Annotated in this window: 17 protein-coding genes; 4 read left to right on the top strand and 13 right to left on the bottom strand. The window is 60.8% G+C overall.

Translation table 11 applies throughout. The features are described 5' to 3' along the window. Positions 1 to 150 precede the first annotated feature (150 nt). Complete coding sequence (locus UB90_RS14730; RefSeq protein WP_065324106.1) at positions 151 to 678, top strand: DUF2087 domain-containing protein; 528 nt, start codon at positions 151 to 153, stop codon at positions 676 to 678. Positions 679 to 750: 72 nt separating this feature from the next. Next, positions 751 to 1,530: an enoyl-CoA hydratase-related protein gene (locus UB90_RS14725; RefSeq protein WP_009178789.1), complete on the top strand. Its 780-nt coding sequence runs from the start codon at positions 751 to 753 to the stop codon at positions 1,528 to 1,530. 73 nt (positions 1,531 to 1,603) lie between these two features. Here the strand turns inward: UB90_RS14725 and UB90_RS14720 are convergent, their stop codons facing one another. The 3 genes from UB90_RS14720 to gltX form a co-directional block, all read right to left on the bottom strand. Then, the gene (locus tag UB90_RS14720) at positions 1,604 to 2,617 is read right to left on the bottom strand and encodes a calcium-binding protein (protein ID WP_065323988.1); all 1,014 of its coding nucleotides are present in this window, start codon (positions 2,615 to 2,617) and stop codon (positions 1,604 to 1,606) included. Between the two features lie 289 nt (positions 2,618 to 2,906). Continuing rightward, positions 2,907 to 4,202, bottom strand: coding sequence for a citrate synthase (gltA, locus tag UB90_RS14715; protein ID WP_065323989.1), 1,296 nt, complete (start codon positions 4,200 to 4,202; stop codon positions 2,907 to 2,909). 140 nt (positions 4,203 to 4,342) lie between these two features. Next, complete coding sequence (gene gltX, locus UB90_RS14710; protein WP_065323990.1) at positions 4,343 to 5,743, bottom strand: glutamate--tRNA ligase; 1,401 nt, start codon at positions 5,741 to 5,743, stop codon at positions 4,343 to 4,345. A 79-nt stretch (positions 5,744 to 5,822) separates the two neighbouring features. On the opposite strand from gltX, the gene UB90_RS14705 reads away from it, so the two are divergent. After that, positions 5,823 to 7,844, top strand: a complete 2,022-nt coding sequence (locus UB90_RS14705; protein WP_065323991.1) for a ComEC/Rec2 family competence protein — start codon at positions 5,823 to 5,825, stop codon at positions 7,842 to 7,844. Positions 7,845 to 7,909: 65 nt separating this feature from the next. Here UB90_RS14705 and lexA read toward each other — a convergent pair whose 3' ends face one another. From lexA to UB90_RS14665, 8 genes are all read right to left on the bottom strand, one after another. Further along, a complete protein-coding gene (gene lexA, locus UB90_RS14700) occupies positions 7,910 to 8,608 on the bottom strand; it encodes a transcriptional repressor LexA (protein WP_065323992.1) in 699 nt (232 codons plus the stop codon). Positions 8,609 to 8,767: 159 nt separating this feature from the next. Then, positions 8,768 to 9,940 (bottom strand): molybdopterin molybdotransferase MoeA, encoded by a 1,173-nt coding sequence (locus UB90_RS14695; RefSeq protein WP_065323993.1) that lies wholly within the window; start codon positions 9,938 to 9,940, stop codon positions 8,768 to 8,770. Next, complete coding sequence (locus tag UB90_RS14690) at positions 9,937 to 10,839, bottom strand: GIY-YIG nuclease family protein (RefSeq protein WP_065323994.1); 903 nt, start codon at positions 10,837 to 10,839, stop codon at positions 9,937 to 9,939. The genes UB90_RS14695 and UB90_RS14690 overlap by 4 nt, the downstream gene beginning before the upstream one ends. Then, positions 10,840 to 11,310 carry a cyclic pyranopterin monophosphate synthase MoaC gene (gene moaC / locus UB90_RS14685; RefSeq protein ID WP_065323995.1) on the bottom strand — a complete coding sequence of 157 codons (471 nt, stop codon included), beginning with the start codon at positions 11,308 to 11,310 and terminating at the stop codon, positions 10,840 to 10,842. It lies immediately after the preceding gene. Positions 11,311 to 11,327: 17 nt separating this feature from the next. Then, on the bottom strand, positions 11,328 to 12,137 hold the full coding sequence (trpC, locus tag UB90_RS14680) for an indole-3-glycerol phosphate synthase TrpC (protein ID WP_009178999.1): 810 nt from the start codon (positions 12,135 to 12,137) through the stop codon (positions 11,328 to 11,330). Continuing rightward, entirely contained in the window at positions 12,130 to 12,837 is a 708-nt protein-coding gene (locus UB90_RS14675; protein ID WP_065323996.1) for a uracil-DNA glycosylase, read from the bottom strand. The genes trpC and UB90_RS14675 overlap by 8 nt, the downstream gene beginning before the upstream one ends. Beyond that, positions 12,837 to 13,859 (bottom strand): anthranilate phosphoribosyltransferase, encoded by a 1,023-nt coding sequence (gene trpD, locus UB90_RS14670; protein WP_009179283.1) that lies wholly within the window; start codon positions 13,857 to 13,859, stop codon positions 12,837 to 12,839. Before trpD ends, UB90_RS14675 begins: the two co-directional genes overlap by 1 nt. Next, positions 13,856 to 14,437: an anthranilate synthase component II gene (locus UB90_RS14665; protein ID WP_005639559.1), complete on the bottom strand. Its 582-nt coding sequence runs from the start codon at positions 14,435 to 14,437 to the stop codon at positions 13,856 to 13,858. The genes trpD and UB90_RS14665 overlap by 4 nt, the downstream gene beginning before the upstream one ends. Before the next feature lie 201 nt (positions 14,438 to 14,638). Between UB90_RS14665 and UB90_RS14660 the strand changes: the two genes are divergently transcribed. Further along, positions 14,639 to 16,138 (top strand): divergent polysaccharide deacteylase family protein, encoded by a 1,500-nt coding sequence (locus tag UB90_RS14660; RefSeq protein ID WP_065324107.1) that lies wholly within the window; start codon positions 14,639 to 14,641, stop codon positions 16,136 to 16,138. A gap of 79 nt (positions 16,139 to 16,217) precedes the next feature. Here the strand turns inward: UB90_RS14660 and trpE are convergent, their stop codons facing one another. Beyond that, positions 16,218 to 17,729: an anthranilate synthase component I gene (gene trpE / locus UB90_RS14655; protein WP_009178909.1), complete on the bottom strand. Its 1,512-nt coding sequence runs from the start codon at positions 17,727 to 17,729 to the stop codon at positions 16,218 to 16,220. Between the two features lie 23 nt (positions 17,730 to 17,752). Further along, positions 17,753 to 19,588, bottom strand: a complete 1,836-nt coding sequence (locus UB90_RS14650) for a peptidylprolyl isomerase (protein WP_065323997.1) — start codon at positions 19,586 to 19,588, stop codon at positions 17,753 to 17,755. Positions 19,589 to 19,594 lie beyond the last annotated feature (6 nt).

Below are 19,594 nucleotides of genomic sequence, written 5' to 3'. Positions count from 1 at the left end.
ACCTGGTCCGCAGTTCACCAAGGCTCCGCCACGCGCTAAACCTGCGTTAAACATCATGTCATTGGACTCCTGATCGGGGTGCCTTTGGACAAGGGCGGACATCCGTATGGCCTGAGCCATACCCGGCATCCTGCATAAATGGAGGACATGATGTCCAAGGATGTGATCCGTCTGACCATTCCCGATGTGTCAGATTTTGCCAAACAGCTGCGCAACGCCCTCACCGAGGCACCAGGCCATGTGGAGATGCTGAACCATGTGGCCCGCGCTGCAGGGTATCGCAATTTCCAGCACCTGCGCAGCCAGAACCCGCCCACGCCAGAGATTGACCACAAGCGCATCGCGCGGGCGGCGCGCTATTTCGACAGTCGTGGACGTTGGGAAAGCTGGCCGACACGGCGCGGGGTGCGAGAGTTATGCCTCTGGGTGATCTGGGCGCGACTGCCGGCCCGTGAACGCTGGAGCGAGCGGCAAATCTCGGCGCTGATTGACGAGAACTGTAGCTTTCACGATGCGGCTCAGATCCGGCGCAGCCTGATCGAGATGCAGCTTTTGACCCGCAATCGCGATGGGTCAGACTATGCGCGAGTCGAAACACCGATGGATGCACATGGCGCGGCGCTGCTGTCAGTCCTCGCAGAGCGGCAAAAAGCGCAAGAAAAGCCACAGATTGCCTGACGCGGCGTTTGTCTTTTCGCAGGCGGATGCTTAGGTCAACATGCGCATAACTCGAACAGGGATATTTCACGCATGGACTACCGCGACATTCAGTATTCGCTTGCAGACGGGCTGGCGACCGTGACCTTGAACCGCCCGCAGAGCATGAATGCGCTCACCAGCCAGATGCGGGCGGAGATCACCCATGCGATGAAAGCGGCCGCAGCCGAGGCGCGTGCGGTGGTGCTGACCGGGGCGGGCAATGCGTTTTGCACCGGTCAGGATCTTAAAGATGCATCCTCCAGCGGCAACCAAATCGATCTGGAGCGCACCCTGCGCGATGAATATACCCCCATGCTGGAGGCGATCTACAACTGTCCGGTGCCAACGATTTCTGCGGTAAACGGACCCGCCGCTGGTGCAGGCGCCAATCTGGCACTGGCCGCAGATGTGGTGATCGCCAATGAGAGCGCCTATTTCCTGCAGGCCTTTGCCAAGATCGGGCTGATGCCGGATGCAGGTGGGACGTGGTTCATGCCGCGCCAGATGGGACTGGCCAAGGCCATGGGGGCGGCACTGTTTGCCGATAAGATCTCGGCCCGTCAGGCCAGCGACTGGGGCATGATCTGGGAAGCGGTGCCTGATGCGGAGTTTGCGGCGCATTGGCGCGCGCGCGCATCCTATCTGGCCAGCGGGCCCTCAAAGGCCTTTGGCGCGATCAAGCAAGCGCTACGTCAATCCACCAACAACAGCCTGCCTGATCAATTGTCGCTGGAGGCGCATTTGCAGGGTGAATTGGGCCGCAGTCGGGATTTTATGGAAGGCGTCACCGCCTTTGTGGACAAGCGCAAACCGGATTTTGAGGGGCGCTGAGCCACCTTTTATAAAACAACGAAAAAGCCGCCCCGATTGAGGGCGGCTTTTGTTTTGAAATCAGGCGTTTGGATCAAGCCGGAACCAAGCGAACATTGGACGCCAAATCAAAGCCTTCAGCCGCGTTTTCGAGGTAGGCAACAACCTCGCCATTCACGGTCACTTCGATATCGGATGTCCCGTCGGAATTAACGACACGGGTATAGTCCAAATCCGGTGCTCTGCCGGAAAATTCATAATACACAACCTCCTCTTCCACGTCGAAGTCACGAATGATGGCAGCCTCTCCGGCGTCCATCCAATCGCCAAGCCGATACTCGTCCACGCCGCTACCGCCTGTGAGGATGTCACCCGCACCACCGATCAGCGTATCGTCGCCATCGCCACCGGTCAGGACGTCGCTCTCGCCATCGTCTTCAATCGCGAGGCCAAGTTGGCTTGGTGCGCCGCCCTCAAGGAACATTTGGCGCAATGTGATTGAGGAGGCGCTTGCTGGATCGATCAGCATGTCCCCACCATTCAACAGATCATTACCAGCACCGCCATCGAGCGTATCGGCGCCGGTGCCGCCATAGAGACCGTCGGAACCATAGCCACCGCTGAGGCTGTCGTTGCCTTCGTCGCCAGTGAGGAGATCCTGACCGAGACTACCGTTCATGGTGTCGTTTCCTTCGCCCCCGCGCAGCACATCAAGGCCGCCGCCACCGGTCATCCGGTCATCGCCGGACCCACCTTCGAGGATATCGGCATCCGCGCCACCAGAGATGAAGTCATCGCCTGCGCCGCCATAGAGATCGTCGGTTCCTTCGCCGCCGTACAGGTCATCGGCCCCGTTCTCGCCGTGAAGCGCGTCCGCCCCTTCTTCGCCGTTGATGGTGTCATTGCCATCACCGCCAAAGCTGCGGTCATCCCCTTCACCGAGCGAAATCAGATCCCGCCCTTCGGTGCCGTCAAGTTGTTCGCCTTCTGCGGTCCCGTTCAAGATGTTATCGGGGGTGTTATCCTCGTTGAGGTCATCCCCATCGTCATCCAGCGCGATGAACGCGCCCACAACGGCAAGCGTGCCGATCATTGCAAGCATCAACATTGGTTTACTCCACTGGCCTATTCGCAAATCCGGCCGGTTCAAGAAAAATCAGTGCCCAGGTCCACCGCGTCGCTGCGGCATAGCTGGCAAATTCATGAATTGTTTACGGCAAAACTCTGATGCGCGGACAATTTTATGCTTCATTTAAGAAAACGAAAAGTTTCCAAACTGACAACAATCTCTTCGAATTGATAATTCAGAATGTCTAGATGTGTTTGTTTTCAGTGCTTTAATGAATTGCGCCGCCCGAAGGGATCGGGCGGCGCGGCGTGCAGATTACCAAATGTAATCAGCGGTTTTCGATGTCGACATAATCGCGCTGTGTCTCACCGAGATACAATTGGCGCGGACGGCCGATTTTGTTCTGTGGATCACCGATCATTTCCTTCCACTGGGAGATCCAGCCGACGGTGCGCGACAGCGCAAAGATCGGGGTGAACATGGAGGTCGGGAAGCCCATCGCCTCAAGGATGATGCCCGAGTAGAAGTCCACGTTCGGGAACAGTTTCTTCTCGATGAAGTAAGGATCGTTGAGCGCGGTTTGCTCCAGTTCCTTGGCAACCTGCAGGAGCGGGTTGTCCTCAACACCTAGAAGCTCCAGCACCTCGTCGGCGGATTGCTTCAGCACCTTGGCGCGCGGGTCGGTGTTTTTGTAGACACGGTGACCAAAGCCCATCAGGCGGAACGGATCGTTCTTGTCCTTGGCGCGCGCGATAAACTCAGGGATGCGATCAACCGAGCCGATTTCCTTGAGCATCTCAAGGCAGGCTTGGTTGGCACCACCATGTGCGGGACCCCAGAGGCAGGCGATGCCAGCGGCGATACAGGCGAACGGGTTGGCACCGGAGGAGGATGCCAGACGCACGGTCGAGGTTGAGGCGTTCTGCTCGTGGTCCGCATGCAGGGTAAAGATGCGGTCCATCGCACGGCTCAGGATCGGGTCGACATTGTAGTCTTCTGCCGGAACCGAGAAACACATGTGCAGGAAGTTCGCGGCATAATCCAGATCATTGCGCGGATACACAAACGGCTGGCCGATGGAGTATTTATAGGCCATCGCCGCGATGGTCGGCAGCTTCGCGATCAGACGGATGGCCGCCACTTCGCGCTGCCACGGATCGGCGATATCGGTGGAATCGTGGTAGAACGCGGACATGGCACCAACAACACCCACGAGCGTTGCCATCGGGTGCGCATCACGGCGGAAGCCACGGAAGAAGTTGTGCATCTGCTCGTGGACCATGGTGTGACGGGTCACACGGGTCTCAAAATCCTCAAGCTGGGTCGCGGTCGGCAGCTCACCGTAGAGCAGCAGATAGCAGACCTCTAGGTAATGGGATTTACCCGCCAGTTGGTCGATGGGGTAACCACGATGCAGCAGGATGCCTTCGTCACCGTCGATATAGGTGATGGTGCTGTCACAGCTCGCGGTCGAGGTGAAACCCGGATCATAGGTGAAAACTCCGGCCTGCGCGTAGAGTTTGCGGATGTCCAGAACATCAGGCCCTGCAGACGGCGAGAAGATGGGAAGATCGTAAGTCTCACCATTCAGGCTGAGCTGGGCAGTTTTCTGTGTATCGGTCATAGATGTCCCTTCCTGTTACAGGCGCAGAGAGGGCGGGTGGCCCGTCCCGCGCAGCGGGGCGCCCGCGTCATTGGCGACGCAGGCGCAGTCCTATACGAACGGGCTTACCCAGACCTTAACGACAGATCTTTTGCGGGCGCTTAGCCTGTTACGTCCTTGAGCCGGGCCAGTGTTTCCTCGCGGCCCAAGCAAATCATCATATCGAAGACCGAAGGCGTTACCGCGCGGCCTGCAAGCACGGCCCGAAGGGGGCCAGCCAATTTGCCAAACTTCGTGTCTTTGGCCGCGGCAAATTCATTCAGGGCGGCCTCTAGTTCGTCTCGCGACCAGCTAGCATTTTGCAGATGCGGCGTCAATTCGCCCAGTATACCAAGGGATACTGAATCGAGTGCTTTTTCTGCCTTTGCATCGCGATCCAATGGACGTGAAGTAAGCACAAAATGGGCTTTTTCAAGGAGTTCAGGGAAAGTCTTTGCCCGGTCCTTGAGGCAGAACATTGCGCGTTCCAGCCCTTGTGACTGTACGTCACTTAGCGCGGGCTGACCTGCAGCCTCCAGATAGGCCTCAATCTCCTGCCGCAATGCAGCATCCTCAGCAATTGCAATATGTTGGCCGCAGAGGTTCTCCAGCTTCTTGGTGTCAAAGCGGGCAGGGCTTTTGCCGATTCCGCTCAGGTCGAACCACTCTTTGGCCTGCGTATCGCTGAAAAATTCGTCATCGCCATGTGACCAGCCCAGACGCGCAAGATAGTTACGCATACCTGCTGCCGGGTAGCCCATGGCCTGATATTCCTGCGCCCCGAGTGCGCCGTGGCGTTTGGAGAGTTTTTTACCGTCAGAGCCATGAATGAGCGGGATATGGGCATAGACCGGGACATCCCAGCCCATGGCCTCGTAGATCATCATCTGGCGCGCGGCATTCATCAGGTGGTCATCACCGCGGATCACATGGGTCACACCCATATCGTGATCGTCCACCACCACGGCCAGCATGTAGACCGGCGTGCCATCCGAGCGCAGCAGGATCATATCGTCCAGTTGCGCATTTTTGATGGTCACATCGCCCTGAACCTCGTCGCGGATGGTGGTCTCGCCATCTTTGGGAGCTTTGATGCGGATCGCAAAAGGCGCGTCCGGGTGTTCAGATTCGGGGGTGTCGCGCCACGGCGAATGAAACAGGGTGGATTTGCCCTCGGCCTTGGCGGCTTCGCGGAAGGCCGCGATTTCGTCCTGTGTGGAGAAACATTTGTAGGCCTTACCCTCGGCGAGCAACTGATGGGCGACCTCGGCGTGACGCGCGGCACCTTCAAACTGGCTTACCACCTCGCCGTCATGATCCAGACCCAGCCACGCCATGCCCTGCAGAATGGCAGCAGTGGCTTCGGGGGTGGAACGCGCCCGGTCGGTATCCTCAATGCGCAACAGGAACTTGCCGCCACGTCCGCGTGCATAGAGCCAGTTGAACAGCGCGGTGCGAGCACCGCCGATATGCAGAAAGCCGGTGGGCGAGGGAGCGAAGCGGGTGACGACCGGTTGGGACATGTGGGGCATTTACCTTTTGGAAACCTTGAGGGTTCAACGTTTGACGCCTGTGTACCGAGCCAGAAGGCAGGGAGCAAGCGTGCGCATCTCAGGCGCTCTTGATGCAATGCTACAGGCCCAGCGGGGACATCTGTTTCCCTGGGTTCCGGTGTGTTTTGGCCTGGGCATCGGGCTCTATTTTCTCGTGTCGAACGAACCAACTCTGCAGATTTATGCAGGTGTTCTTGTGGTCTCGTTGGTGCTTGGTTTCTGCGCGCGGCGCGGTGATGGGCTGGGGCTACTGGCGGGGGCGCTGGTACTGGTCGGAATGGGCTTTTGCTACATGGGACTGAGGGCGCATCAGGTGGGTGCGCCTGTGCTGACGTTTCGCTACTATGGTCCCGTCGAGGGGCAGGTTCTTTCGGTGGATCGTTCGGCCTCGGACGCAATGCGGATCACGCTGGGGCAGGTGCGTCTAAGGGATATGTCACCTGCGCGCACGCCAAATCGGGTGCGGATCTCACTGTTTGACGGCGCCCCACCAGAGCCGGGATCATGGGTGATGACCACCGCGCATCTGTCCCCGCCGCAAGGTCCGGCAGAGCCGGGAGGGTTCGATTTTCGGCGGCACGCATGGTTTTTAGGGCTTGGGGCGGTCGGCTATAGCCGGGTGCCCGTTTTGCGCAGCGGCCCGCCAGAGGTATTGCCGGTGGCCACCATCCGGGCGCGGTTCTCCGATTGGGTGCGCGCTTCGATGCCAGAGCGGACGGGCGGCGTTGCAACCGCGCTCATCACCGGGGATCGCGCCCATGTGCCAAGACATGTGAGCGAAGATCTGCGCGCCAGCAATCTGGCGCATCTTCTGGCCATATCCGGGCTGCACATGGGTCTGTTTGCTGGCGTGATCTTTGCCAGCCTGCGCCGAGGTTTTGCGCTTTGGCCCAGAATCGCGTTGCGATGGCCGGTCAAGAAAATCTCTGCCGCCGTCGCACTGGTCGCAAGCTTTGGCTATCTGCTGCTGTCCGGGGCAAACGTCGCCACCGAACGGGCGTTCTTGATGGTGGCGGTGATGCTGGTGGCGGTGCTGATGGACCGGCGCGCGATATCCGTGCGGGCGGTGGCATTTGCGGCGGTGCTGGTACTGCTGCGCCGCCCCGAAAGCCTGCTGAGCGCCGGGTTTCAAATGAGCTTTGCTGCGACACTGGCGCTGGTGGTGGTGTTTCGGGCGGTGCAGCCGATGTTTCGACCGGGACGCGGCGGTCACTTGGGAGGCGCGCTGCGCTGGATTGGGGCACTTGTGGTGTCCTCGCTGGTAGCGGGCGTGGCGACAGCGCCGTTTGCCGCGGCCCATTTCAACATGGTCTCGCATTACGGGCTGATTGCGAATCTCGCAGCAGTACCTGTGATGGGCGCGGTGGTGGTGCCGGGCGCGGTTCTGGCGATCTGCCTTGCGCCTTTTGGGGGCAGCGCGGTTGGATTCTGGATCATGTCACAAGGGATCAGCTGGATTTTGACCGTCGCCGACACTGTCGCCGGCTGGCCCGGTGCCCGCGGTCAGGTGGTCGCACCAGAGCCATGGATGTTGCCGGTGCTGGTCATGAGCGCGTTGCTGGTGCTGCTGTGGCAGGGGCGGTTGCGTTGGGTCGGACTTGCGCCCATCGGCGTGGCGCTGTTCTTCTGGCCGTCTTCGCCGCGCCCGGAGGTTCTGATCTCTGCCGATGGTGGGTTGGTTGGGGTCATGACATCAGAGGGACGCGCCCTGTCTCGACCGCGCGGCAAGAGTTTTGTCGCGGGTATCTGGCTGGAAAACGACGGTGATGGCGCGGATCAGGTCGAGGCCTTTGATCGCGTGCCCGCGCGACAACAGGGAAAGGTGCAGACGTTTCAGGCCGTTGAACGCCATTTTGTGCATGTCGTGGGCAAAACCGGGTTGAGCGAATGGCAAATGAGCTGCGCGCCGCATGAGGTGATCGTGCTCTCCGTAGAGGCGGAGCCCCCAGATGGGGAATGCCTCTGGCTCACCCCGAAAGCGCTGCGCGACACAGGCAGCATCGCCTATACGCAGCGGGGCGAAATGATCACAGCCAATGCGGGCGCGCGCCGCCTATGGTCTGCGCGCTAACCAAAGACGCCCGGCTGCAGCAGTACAGCCGGGCGTCATATAGTGTTTTGGTGTGATCGTTTGGATCAGTAGGTACGGATCAGACCAACAAGGCGCCCCTGCACCTTAACCTGATCCTCGGAATAGCTGCGGGTTGGATAGGCCGGGTTGGCGGCATGCAGCTCAATCATACGGCCCTTACGCTCGTAACGTTTGAGCGTCGCCTCATGCCCCTCAACAAGCGCGACGACAATATCACCGTTATCAGCCGCGTCTGTTTCACGAATGACCACCACATCGCCATCATTGATGCCCGCATCGATCATGGAATCGCCGCGTACCTCCAATGCGTAATGCTGACCTGCGCTGGACAACATGGCATTGGGCACCGCCACATGGGCGGAGGCCTGGCTGATCGCCTCAATCGGGACACCGGCGGCGATGCGACCCATCACGGCGAGTTCCGTGGCGCCGTTGTCCGCCACGGGTTTTAATTCCGCTTTTGGAGCGTTTTGATCCTTGCCGCCTGCAATGACCTTGGGCTGGAAACTATCTGCATTGCCGCCGAGGCTGTCGGGCAGGCGGATCACCTCAATCGCGCGGGCGCGGTGAGCGAGGCGGCGGATAAAGCCGCGTTCCTCAAGCGCTGTAATCAGGCGGTGAATGCCGGATTTCGAGCGCAGATCCAGCGCGGTTTTCATCTCGTCAAAACTGGGCGGGACGCCGTCCTTTTGCAGACGCTTGTGAATAAACTCCAAAAGCTGAAGCTGCTTTTTCGTCAGCATAGCTGTCCCCTCTGCACGATGCCTTTTGTTTATGTTCTATTCATGTTCTCGTTTTGTGTCAACGGTCCCGATCATAATGAGAACATAAAATGCTCAATCAAGTGGCAGTAGAGGCTAGGTTTTCTGCTGAGTGCGCCGTTGGGTACAGCTCGTGGAGGTTCAGATCGCGAGGTAATCTACACGCTCACCAACATCGCGGGCAGGGTCATGCGGCGGGCGCACGATCAGTGCTTCGGCCTGCGCCAGAACCGACAATAGCGAGCTGTCCTGACTGTCAAAGGCCTGCAGACCCGCGTCCTTCCACATGGCGCGCATATAGTGCTGGCGTGGGCCATTGGCGGGCAGAGGGGCTGCAAGCGGTGCGCTCATCAGGTTCTCTGCCGCTGTTGGGAGACCCAGCATGGCAAAGAGCATCGGCACCACAAAGACCCGACCACAGATCATGGCGGAGACCGGATTGCCCGGCAGCCCGACCATGGCACCTGCGCCAAAGCGCCCCGCCATCAGCGGTTTTCCGGGGCGCATGGCAACCTTGTAGAACGCACGTTCCATCCCGAGACTTTCAGCCACACCGGCGACCAGATCGTGATCACCGACCGAGGCACCGCCGATGGTCACGATCAGATCTGCATCATGTGCCAGCCCAAAGGCGGTGCGCAGCGAGGCATCGGTGTCGCGCGCGATCGGCAGCATGCGCACTTCGGCACCGTGCTCCTTGAGCATCGCCTTGAGGCCAAAGGTGTTGGAGACGATGATCTGATCCGGGCCGGGCGTCTCACCGGGCATCACCAACTCGTCTCCGGTGGACATCAGCGCCACCACGGGGCGACGGCGCACCGGCACCTCCGCGATGTTCATCGCCGCCAAGAGCGCGATATCAGCAGGGCGCAACAGGCGCGGGGCGTCGACGGTTTGTCCGGCCCGAAAATCACGGCCCCGGTCGCGGATATTGGCGTTGCCCCCCGGATCATCAGTGATGGTGATGAGGTCGCCCTTACGGTCCACATCTTCTTGAATGACCACAAAACTCGCGCCTTCCGGCACCGGCGCTCCGGTAAAGATCCGCACCGCTTGACCGGCACCGACCCGGCCCTGAAACCCGTGTCCGGCAGCGGCCTCGCCGATCACCTTGAACATTGCATGCAGCTCCACCTCGGCGGCATTCACCGCATAGCCATCCATGGCGGAGGCATCAAAGGGTGGCTGATCGCGTCCTGCGGTGACGGGCTGTGCCAACACACGGCCCGCCGCTTGCGCCAAGGGGACGGTCTCAACATCCACGGCAGAGACAAGATCAAGCAGTGCCGCGCGGGCCTCAGAGACGGAGATCACGGTTGAGTTTCCTCTAGTTTCTTGGATTCCCATTGGGCGTAAGTAGAGCCATCCTTGGTTTTCCAAGCTGTTCGCCCATTTTCAGAACGACCGCAGATTATTGCGGCCGCAGCGGAAGGACTGGAGAAAGCGTAATTCTGGGTGAATGTCGCGCAACCGTTATCCCTGGAGGAAATTATGCCACCGTCAGAAAGCTCTTCATGAAGTTTTCGATAGTTTGAAGCGTGTTTTCGATCCCCGACCCATTTGGCCCTGACACCAGAGCCCACCTGAACCACCAGCTCCTGATCCACGAGGACTGCGCTAGCCTCAATCCCGTGTTTTGGGAGCGACAGAAAGAACCTAGGCTCGGTTTCTAGCCCTCTAGGGGTTTGCGATGTTTGCAAGACCGGGCGCGTGCGCGACTGAAAGAAATCGACTTTGATCGCAGGCAGGATCATGTGAAGGGTCTCTAAGAAACTCTCCATATTTGCGGTTGCGGCCTCATTCAGAGAGGCACCAAGGGGAGTATTACCATTCTCCACAGCCCCGTTTTTCGCGGCAGATGCAGCCTCCAGCAGGCGCGCTTCGAGGTACTTCACATGCGCTTTGTGTAGCGCGTCGCCGGATGCCGTGATCAAAACCGCGATGTCCCACCAATCCTTCTCTCTGGCGTGTTGGGCAATGCGCTGGCTCATATTTTCGGTTTCGCCGATGTAGCCTTTTGTGCCTGTGTCACCCTGACCGAGAAGCAGATAGACCCCTGTTTGTTTCGCTTGCGGGCGAGACAGCCCCTCGGCCAGCTGGGTGCGAGGGATGCGAAGGACATGGCCGGTCCAATTGAAGACTTCGGCAGTGAGCATTCCATCCGGGTGCCCATCTACAAAATAGAGTTCGAGTGAGCGGCCAAGGGTTGCCATCTACGCCTCGTAACGACCGGATTTGCCGCCGTCTTTCAACATGACGCGGATGCCGCCGATTTCCATTGCTTTATCCACTGCCTTGGCCATGTCGTAGACCGTAAGGCAGGCGGTCGAGACTGCCGTCAGGGCCTCCATCTCGACGCCGGTCTGGCCGGTGGTTTTGACTGTACCCTCGACACGCACGCCCGGAAGGTCGGGGTCCAGGGTCAGCTCTACTGCGACCTTTGTGATGGGCAGCGGGTGACAAAGCGGGATCAGTTCGGCGGTTTTCTTGGCCCCCATGATCCCGGCCAGACGCGCCACAGAAAGGACATCGCCCTTCTTGGCGCGGCCCTCGGCGATGGTCTCATAAGTGGTTTTCGCCATTTTGATATGACCTTCTGCCACGGCGATCCGTGCGGTCACATCCTTGTCGGAGACGTCCACCATATGGGCGTCGCCCTTTTGGTCAAAATGCGTGAGCGACATGGCACAGGCCTCCTTGTTTAGACCGTGGGAACCAGCGGATTGGCCAGCAGGTCCCGGGTGGCCGTGGTTACATCGTCCTGACGCATCAGGCTCTCGCCGATGAGGAAGCTGCGCGCACCATAGCGGGCCATATCAGAGAGATCTTCGGGCGTGAACAGGCCGCTTTCGCAGACGATTGTGCGATCCGGCGGCACCATGCGCGACAGGGTCCGGGTGGTGTCGAGCGTGGTCTCAAAGGTCTTGAGATTGCGGTTGTTGATGCCCATCAGGCGTGACTTCAGGTGACAGGCGCGCTCCAGTTCCTCTTCGTTGTGGACTTCCAGCAGCACATCCATATCCCACTCAAAGGCGCAGGCCTCCAACTCGGCGGCTTGTGCATCGCTGACAGAGGCGAGGATGATCAGGATACAGTCGGCCCCAAGCGCGCGGGCCTCGGCGACCTGATAGGTGTCATACATGAAATCCTTGCGCAGGCAGGGCAGATCGCAGGCGGCGCGCGCCTCCACCAGATAGTCCTTAGCGCCCTGAAAACTCGGCGTGTCGGTGAGCACCGAAAGACAGGTTGCCCCGCCGTCGGCATAGGCTTTGGCCAGCGCTGCGGGATCAAAATCGGCACGGATCAAACCTTTGGAAGGGCTGGCTTTTTTGATCTCGGCGATCAGGCCATAGCCTTCGTGCGTGGCCTGCTGCAAACGATCTGCAAACCCGCGCACAGGATCAGCGGCACGGGCCTCATCCTCGACCTCTGCCAGCGGTTTGGCGGCCTTGTCGGCAGCGACCTCTTCGAGTTTGTAGGCTTTGATTTTATCGAGGATGGTCTCAGACATCGAAGAGGCTCCCTTGAGAAGTGCGTGGGGCGGCCCACGTGATAGGCGGCTCGCCGCGCGCGGTGAGCCAGTCGTTGATCGCCGAGAACACGCGGGAGCCAAAAAAGCCCCGACGTGCCGACAGTGGAGAGGGGTGGGCGGTCTTGACGATCAGGTGATCGCCGGGGCGAATGTGGCTCTCGAGCTTCTGCGCTTGATTGCCCCAGAGGACATAGGCCGTTGGGCGACAAGAACTATGATCCAGCACCTGATGCGCAAGTTCCTGCCAGCCCAGTTTTTTGTGGCCATTGGCGTCGCCCGCAGGCACCGAGAGCACCGTATTGAGCAAAAGCACGCCCTGCGCGGCCCAAGGGCGCAGATCGCCGGTGTCGGGGCAGCAGCCGATGTCGTCGCGCATTTCCTGATAGATGTTGCGCAATGATCGGGGCAGGGGTGTCACATCGGGCTCGACCGAAAAGGACAGCCCATGGGCGTGACCCGGCGTGGGATAGGGATCCTGACCGAGGATCACCACGCGGGTGGCCTCTGGCGGGGTCAGTTCAAGGGCGGCAAAACGCTGATGCGCAGGCGGCAGGATCTGCCGCGTGTCTTGTGCGAGCTTTGCCTCGATCAAGGGCCAATGCGTCTGAAAGAACGGCAGGTCCGCCCAGCCCCCGACGACCGCAGGTCGCAGGGCTGAGGCGTGGTCTTGCGGGGCCATCAGGCGGCCTCCGAAGTGATCCGTGCAACCGCCGTGACCTTGCCAAGGGCCGCACCGCTGTCGATGCTCTCAGCGGCACGTTCGGCGCCTTCTTTGAGCGAGGACACCGTGCCCGCAACCACCTGCGCGGCAGCAGAATTGAGCAGCACCGCGTCACGATAGGCGGAGGGTTCACCGTTCAAAAGCGCGCGAAACGCCTCGGCATTCTCGGCGGGGGTGCCGCCAACAATCGCCTCAAAGGGATGTTCGGGCAGGCCCGCTTCTTCGGGATGGATCTCGAATTCGGAAATGCTGCCGTCTTCACCAAGCCCCGCGACCCAGCTGACGCCGGTGATGGTCAGCTCGTCAGTGCCGTCAGAGCCATGCACCAGCCATGCCTTTTCGGAGCCGAGCTGCTGCAGGGTTTCTGCCATCGGGCGGATCAGGTCGCGGCTAAAGGCCCCGGTGAGCTGGCGTTTGACATCCGCCGGATTGGTCAGGGGGCCGAGGATGTTGAAAATCGTCCGCGTGCCCAGTTCCTGACGGGTGGGCATCACATGGGCAATTGCCGGGTGATGCATCGGCGCCATCATGAAACAAATGCCCGCCTCTTTCAGTGATTTTTCAACCACTTTCGGGCCGACCATCACCTGAATGCCCATCTCGGTCAGCGCATCTGCCGCACCGGATTTCGAAGACAGATTGCGGTTGCCGTGTTTGGCCACAGGCACGCCTGCGCCCGCCACCACAAAGGCCGTCGCGGTGGAGATATTGAGCGTGCCCTTGCCATCACCGCCGGTGCCGACGATGTCCATCGCCCCCTGAGGCGCGGTGACCTTGTTGCATTTGGCGCGCATCACGGCGGCCGCGGCGGCATATTCATCCACCGTCTCGCCCCGGGTGCGCAGGGCCATCAGAAGGCCGCCGATCTGACTTGGGGTGGCCTCGCCATTGAACAGCGCGGCAAAGGCGGTTTCGGCTTCGGTACGGGTCAGGGCGCGATCTGCGGCCAGACCGATCAGAGGTTTCAGCGCATCACTCATGCCGGGACCTTCATCTCATTCAGGAAGTTCTGCAGGAGCGCATGCCCATGCTCGGAGGCGATGGATTCCGGGTGGAACTGAACGCCGTGGATGGGCAGCTCTTTGTGCTGCAGGCCCATGATGGTGCCGTCTTCCAGCTCTGCGGTGATCTCCAGACAGTCCGGAAAGCTCTCGCGCTCCACCACCAGCGAGTGATAGCGGGTGGCATCGAACGGCGACGGCAGCCCCTTAAAGAGACCTTTGTCGGTGTGATGCATCTTGCCCATCTTGCCATGCACGATCTCGTGACAGCGCACCACCTTGCCCCCAAAGGACTGACCGATGGTCTGATGACCAAGGCAGACGCCCAACAGCGGCGTGCGGGTTTCGGCGGCTGCTTCGGTGAGCGCAAGGCAGATGCCCGCCTGATCGGGGTCGCAGGGGCCGGGGCTCAGCAGGATGCCGGAGGGCTTCATCGCCATGGCTTGCTGCACATCCAACGCATCGTTTCGCCAGACCTCGATCTCGGCGCCCAGCTCGCCAAGATAATGCACAAGGTTGTAGGTGAAGGAGTCGTAGTTGTCGATAAGCAGCAACATCTTGGGACGCTCTTTTAAGGGTGGCGGGCGGGGGCCGCGCCGCAGTATAGTGTGTGGGACCATACATGTTCAGGGATGCGCGGCAGCGTCAAGGGCACATCCGGGCTGACGCGCGTCAGACGGAGAAGATGACCGGAGCTGAGGCACCTCGTTTTGGGGCGCGCGCAGGAAAACGGGCACAGGCAAGAGGGCGAAACAGGCATGCGAGGATTTCTGGGTGGCGTAAGCGTTGGGGCGCTGGTCGCGGTTGCTGGGGCGGCGGTCTGGTCACTGTCGACACCCTTGCCGCAGGCGGTTGATGTCTCACATGATACGCCGACCACGACGCTGGAGCCGCGTGAAACACCGACACAGAGCCTTGATACACCGGGCAGCGATGCGGATGTGGTTGAGACGGCCCCCGCCGAGCCGACCGCTGAAGGAACCATCAGTGACGATGCGCCCAGTGAGATCGACACCACCGCACCAGAGCGCCCGGCTGTATCCACCGAGACGGAGGCTGCGCTGGACTCCGCGCCAGAAGGTGTCGACGCGCCCGAGATTTCGGTTGCATCGGATGATCCTTTGCCGGGAACGGATGCAGGTGATAGCACACAACCCGCAGCGCCTCTCGTGGAAGAATCGCCTGCGGTCGTGAATGACCCTGCCGCCGCCCCCGAGGTTGCGGACAGCGGGGAGCCTGCGCTGAGCGCACCCGAAGAAGAAACACCCGCGCCTGAACTGACGCAGGAGGCAGAGGACACGCCTGCTCCGGTGCGGCTTGATAGTGCAGCGGTTGAGGCACCGGGGATCGGCACGCCGCCCGATGCCACGCCCTCGCCAAACCTGACGACGCCCTCGGTCAGATCGGATGAGACGGGCGAGAATGACGCGGGCGAGTTGAGGATCGCAGATCTGCCGCAAACCGCTGGCGATGCGGGCACCGAGCCGGGGCCGAGCATCGGCACGCGCGTGGTGCCCCTTACAGAGCGCAATAAAGCCGCGCCTGAGACGGGTGCGGAAGCGACGCCCGAGACGCCGCCGTTTGTACGCAACGCGGAACCTGCAAGCCCGGAGCCCGGCGTGCCGTTGATGTCGATCATCCTGATTGAGGAAGAGGGCGCGGTCGGGGCCGAGGCATTGGAAGATTTCCCCTATCCGCTGACCTTTGCCATTGACCCAAGCGACCCGGACGCCGTGGCGCGCATGAAAGCGCGCCGGGCGGCTGGGTTTGAGGTCATGGTGCTGGCAGATCTGCCGCGTGAAGGCCAGCCGCAGGACGCGGAAACTGCGATGCCCGTGTGGTTTGACCGCTTGCCTGAGGCGGTGGGCATTCTTGAGGGAATCGATAGTGGCGTGCAGGGCAATCGGCCCTTGGCGGATCAGGTGGCAACCATCGCGGCAGATCTGGGCTATGGGCTGGTGTTGCAGGACAATGGTCTGAACACGGTGCAGAAAATGGCGCTGCGCGATGGCATCCCCTCGGGCGTGGTGTTCCGCGATTTTGACGGTGCCGGACAAGATCCGCGCGCCATGCGTCGCTTCCTCGATCAGGCGGCATTCCGCTCCGGTCAGGAAGGCGCGGTGATCATGCTTGGGCGTTTGAAACCGGATACCATTTCCGCTTTGCTGATCTGGGGCTTGCAAGACCGGGCAAGCCGGGTCGAGCTGGTGCCCATCTCCACCAGCCTCAAACGCCTGCTGGAGCCGAATGCGCAGTAGGCCACGTCCGATCTGAGATACAAAAACGCGCTCCACGATGGTCTCGGGAGCGCGTTTTTCATTTTGGGGTCATGTTTTCTCAGCGGTTGCCATCGCCGGTAAAGCGTGCGGCATCCGCAGCCGCGCGGCGGATCGCGTTGGATTTATGCACAGTCTCCATATACTCCGCTTCCGGGTCGCTGTCGTAGACAACGCCGCCCCCGGCCTGAATATAGAGCTTTTGGTCCTGCACGATCGCGGTACGCAGGGCGATACACATATCCATGTCGCCCCCGGCACTGAAATAGCCGACACCGCCGCCATAGATGCCGCGTTTTTCCGGCTCCAGCTCGTCGATGATCTCCATCGCGCGCACCTTGGGCGCACCGGACACCGTGCCCGCAGGCATGCCCGCAAAAAACGCATCCAGCGCGTCTTTGTCCTCGTGCAGCTCGCCGACCACGTTGGAGACGATATGCATCACGTGGCTGTAACGCTCGATGATGAACTCTTCGGTGGGGCGCACGGTGCCGATCTTGGCGACGCGGCCCACATCGTTGCGGCCCAGATCCAACAGCATCAGATGCTCGGCCAGCTCTTTCTTGTCGGCCAGCAGATCCTGTTCCAGCGCCTTGTCCTCTTCGGGGGTGGCCCCGCGCGGACGGGTGCCAGCGATGGGGCGAATGGTGACCTCGTTGCCAAAGACCCGCACGAGGATCTCGGGGCTGGCACCAATCACCTGGAAGCCACCGAAGTTGAAGTAGAACATGAACGGCGAGGGGTTGGTGCGCCGGAGCGAGCGATAAAGCGCAAAAGGCGGCTGCGGGAAATCCTGCGTCCAGCGCTGTGCGGGCACCACCTGAAAGATGTCCCCGGCGCGGATGTAATCCTTGGCCTTTTCCACGGCGGCCATATAGCCGTCCTTGGTAAAGTTTGAGACCGGCGGGGCCACCTCGCGCGCCTCGCCCAGATCACGGGTCTCGGCGGGCATGGCGCGTTCGAGATCGCGCACCGCATCCATCACGCGTTCGGCAGCCTGTGCATAGGCCGCACGCGCCGATTGCCCGTCGCTGACCCACGCGGGAGAGACCACCGTGACCTCGCCCTTCACGCCGTCCAGCACCGCCACCGCAGAGGGGCGGATCATCACCGCATCGGGCAGGCCCAGCGGGTCGGGGTTCACATGGGGCAGATGCTCCACATGGCGGATCATGTCATAGCCCAGATAGCCAAACAGCCCTGCCGCCGCCTGCGGCAGATCATCGGGCAGGTCGATGCGGCTTTCGGCCAGCAGCGCGCGCAATGTGTCGAGCGGATTGCCCTCGACAGGGGCAAATCCGTCGGGATCAAAGCGGGCGGCGCGGTTGATCTCTGCCTGTTCGCCCCGCGCGCGCCAGATCAGGTCTGGCTTCATACCGATGATGGAATAGCGCCCGCGCACCTCACCGCCGGTCACCGATTCCAGCATGAAGGCATCCTTCTGTGCGCCGGTGAGTTTCAGCATCAAGGAGACGGGCGTATCCAGATCGGCGGCAAGCCGTGTGTAGACCACCTGGTTTTCGCCTGCCTCATAGGCTTTGGCGAATGTGTCGAAGTCGGGGATCAGGGCCATGAGCGCATGCGCCTCGTGCTTAGTTATTGAAAGGTGGCGTGAACTGAATTCACCGCCTGTTGGTTCACCTGCGGACGCGCGCGTGACTGCACCGCTTGCAGATAGATCTGGAAGATCTCATTCGACAGGGACTGATTCAGTTGCTCATTCAGAGCCTGCGTCAGGAATTGCATGTCGTTGCCATCATCGGGCGGCAGGGTTTCATCGAGACGCACAACCACGGTGCCCTCGGCGTCAGAAACCACGCGAACCTCGCCCACTTCCATCTCAAATACCTGATTGAGCAGATCAACCGGGGTCTGATCGAGATAAGCCGTGCGGGTGAGGCCGGTCTGTTCAACCACCTCGCGGTCCTCGGGGAACTGGCCGTCATTGGCCTCGGTCGCCGCTTTGATCTGGTCGGCCTGCTCTGCCAGTGCCTTGGCGATCCGGTCGCCTTTGAAGGCTTCGGTAACGGCGGTGCGGGCATCCTCAAACGGCTGGGGACGGGGGGCCAGCACCTCATCAAGGCGCAGGGCAAAGAGGCTGCCATCCTCAAGGTAGTCCACTGCAGGGAAGTCCTCGACCGTGACCGCCTCTGCCGCATTGCGGAAGGTGTCATAAGCGGCAATATCGTCTGTGGTGTCTGCGGTCCAATCAAGTTGACCCAGCACCATGCCGTTTTCCTCTTTGGCCAGATCTTCGAGGGTGGCCCCGCCGGCAAGCGCATCATCGATACCTTCAGAGCGGGTCTCGATCACGCGGCGGGCGCGGTCCAGTGCCAGTTCTTCGCGCAGAGTCGGCAGCGCGTCCTCAAAACTGGTGAAATTGGCCTCAAGCACACCGTTTACACGATAGAGCGCCGGGCCAAAGTCCGACGGCAGCGGGCCAACGACATCGCCAACCTCTGCGGCAAACACCGCCTCGCCTGCCGCGCCCAACGTGTCGATTGCCACGTCGCCCATGTCGATATCCGACAGCGTCAGTTCGCGTTCTTCAACGAGGGTTTCAAAAGTGGTGCCGCCCACGTCCAGTTGCGCCTTGGCGGTTGCGGCCGCATCTTCATTTGGGAAAACCAGTTGTTCGACCAGACGGCGCTCGGGGACGTTGAACTCTGCATCGCGCTCTTCATAGAGTGCGCGCAGGGCTGTTTCGTCCACTTCGACCTCATCCACCAGCGCATCGGGGCGCAGGGCCACATAGGTGATGACCTTGGTCTCGGGCAGGGTGAAATCCTCGATATGGGTCTCATAGAAGGTTTTCAGCTCATCCTCTGTGGGTTCAACAGCGGTGAGGATCACGTCATTCTCGGAGAGGCGCACATAGGCAAAGCTGCGGCGCGCGCCAATGTAATCGGTGAGCGTCTCTCCCAGCACGGCGGGCATGCGGGTGCCGCCGGTGATGGCACCTTGCAGCAGGGTACGGGCAGTCTCGGAACGCATATCTTCTTCGAAATCAGCCTCGGAGAGGCCTGCGTTATCAAGAGCAAAACGATAGTTGTCGCGGCTGAAGCTGCCATCTGAGCCCTGAAAGGCAGAAATCTGGGTGATTTCTTTGAGCAGCACCTCATCGCCTACGGAGAGGCCAAGTTCGCCAAGTTCATTGTCCAGTGCGGCAGAGGCCACCAAGCCGGAGAGCACGCCGCGGTCCACGCCCATGGAAATCAGCTGCGAGAGTGGGATCGACCGTCCGGACTGGGCCTGAATGGCGCGTTGCTCCTGCTGAAGTGCGCGCGCGTAGTCGTCGACGCTGACCGTTGCGTCGCCGACGGTGGCCAGCGTGCGTGTGGTGCCGGATACGTTGATCGCACCAAAGCCCGCAAGCCCCACGAACAACAGACCCATAAGGATCCAAACGAAGGTCTTTGAGAGGTTTTTCATGCCTGC

Source organism: Tritonibacter mobilis, assembly GCF_001681715.1.
GTDB lineage: Bacteria > Pseudomonadota > Alphaproteobacteria > Rhodobacterales > Rhodobacteraceae > Epibacterium > Epibacterium mobile.
This window is presented reverse-complemented; position numbering and strand designations above follow the sequence as displayed.